This is a genomic window from Paraburkholderia sp. SIMBA_030 (assembly GCF_046535245.1).
In the GTDB taxonomy this organism is placed as follows: Bacteria; Pseudomonadota; Gammaproteobacteria; order Burkholderiales; family Burkholderiaceae; genus Paraburkholderia.
In genome coordinates, this window is the sequence record NZ_JAWRXB010001825.1 from 1 (window position 1) to 229 (window position 229).

The following is a 229-nucleotide window of genomic DNA, read 5'->3' on the forward strand; positions in this document are numbered from 1 at the left end:
CTTGAACGTCGGTGCCAGGCGGCTGTAGTCGTCTGCGGCGCGGCCATCGCCATGCACCGGCAGCAGGCCGGTATTGACCCGGTCAGGGCTGCTGTCGAGCTTGATGCCCAACAGGCCCAGGGCATCCACGCCAAAGCCGACCGTGCCGGGGGTGTACCCCGACTTGAAGTCGAGAATGAAGCCCTGGGCCCACTCCTCGGCCTTGGACTGCTGATTGGCCCCGACGATG

General features: G+C 66.4%; 1 protein-coding gene. It reads right to left on the reverse strand.

The annotated features are described in order from the left end of the window. A partial coding sequence (locus tag SB772_RS46290; RefSeq protein WP_410839304.1) for an OprD family outer membrane porin occupies positions 1–229 on the reverse strand: 229 nt, incomplete at both ends.